This is a genomic window from Endozoicomonas sp. ONNA2 (assembly GCF_024606365.1).
Lineage (GTDB): Bacteria > Pseudomonadota > Gammaproteobacteria > Pseudomonadales > Endozoicomonadaceae > Endozoicomonas.
The window spans coordinates 1-1,103 of sequence record NZ_JAHHPO010000065.1 but is presented as its reverse complement, the minus strand read 5'-3'; the positions used below and the strand labels follow the sequence as shown (position 1 = coordinate 1,103).

Here is a 1,103-nt window from a genome sequence, read left to right as displayed (position 1 = left end):
TGATTGCGGTGGAACATCTGAATATGTGGAAGTTATTTTCAGACAATTCCTAAGTGTCTGTCAGACGGATTGAACAGCGCCGTATCCACACGGGAATCATGTTGCAGCTTGATAAATGAGTCAAGCCTTGCCCTTGATGCGTCATCCAGCTCAGGCAAGCGACAATGGTTAAGTGACCAGTCAGACAATTTTTCCGGTCTGCGCCATAGCAGCACATCACGGCCACTGGTGCTGTATTTACTGAATACGTATTTACCGGCAGGGCTTAGCGGATAGAGGTGTGGGAAGATGACCGTCTCCTGCCATTTTCCTGATGGTTCAGGGCTGTAAATTGAGACCCGTCCGCGCCTGATATGATCTTCGGTAAGACCCACCAGAAGCTGGTCCGCCACTTGGCTGAAGTGGGCAAAGCCAATAAGATCTTTGCTTGATAAATTTAATGGCTGTGCTGACCAGGCTTCGGAACCATCCAGCGACAATAAAGTCATTTTCCCCCCCGTTCCTGTGGAGCCGACCAGCGCACTACCAAATACTGCTCCGATGGACTGAATCGGACGTAATCAACCAATACTCCGGGAGAGAGGCCGCGAACCTCCATTTTCAGCCAATTATTATTTCCACCCATGCGCCAGATGATCAAAGGGTTGTTCCTGCCATAGGTCACCGTATATTTGCCGGAAGGGCTGAATTCGACAGTCTGATCCGGCAGCGTTAACTTGCTGACATCGTTCCAGCAGCGGTGACCAGACCGCAAGGTATTAACGCAACCCTCAGCGTTCCAGGTTAACAGGTGGTTTGTGCAAGCACTGAATCTTGCCCCGGTAATCACCCGACTGACGTTGCTATCGGACCAATTGAGAGGCTCTTCTGCCCATTGCCCCTAGTCATCCCTGGCCAGAATTCGGGAGCTATTCAAACAACGGCCATAAAACAGCAGATGACGACTGGACGGGCTAAAGCAAACCTCAAGAGCGGCACCGGTCTGTGGCTGTGAATTCCATGCTGCACGCTCAGGGAGCGTGACTTTATATAGCTCAACCGGGCGGTAAAACAGACAGAAATCAGGGTCACAGGGTCAGGTCTTTCATTTTGCATAACACTTG

General features: G+C 50.8%; 3 protein-coding genes. All 3 read right to left on the bottom strand.

All coding sequences use genetic code 11. The features are described 5' to 3' along the window. Positions 1-38 precede the first annotated feature (38 nt). Positions 39-488 (bottom strand): hypothetical protein, encoded by a 450-nt coding sequence (locus tag KDK14_RS00950; RefSeq protein WP_257263141.1) that lies wholly within the window; start codon positions 486-488, stop codon positions 39-41. Continuing rightward, positions 485-829, bottom strand: a complete 345-nt coding sequence (locus KDK14_RS00945; RefSeq protein ID WP_257263140.1) for a hypothetical protein — start codon at positions 827-829, stop codon at positions 485-487. Before KDK14_RS00945 ends, KDK14_RS00950 begins: the two co-directional genes overlap by 4 nt. 83 nt (positions 830-912) lie before the next feature. Further along, positions 913-1,103 (bottom strand): hypothetical protein (locus tag KDK14_RS00940; protein WP_257263139.1); only part of this gene is annotated, 191 nt, incomplete at its 5' end.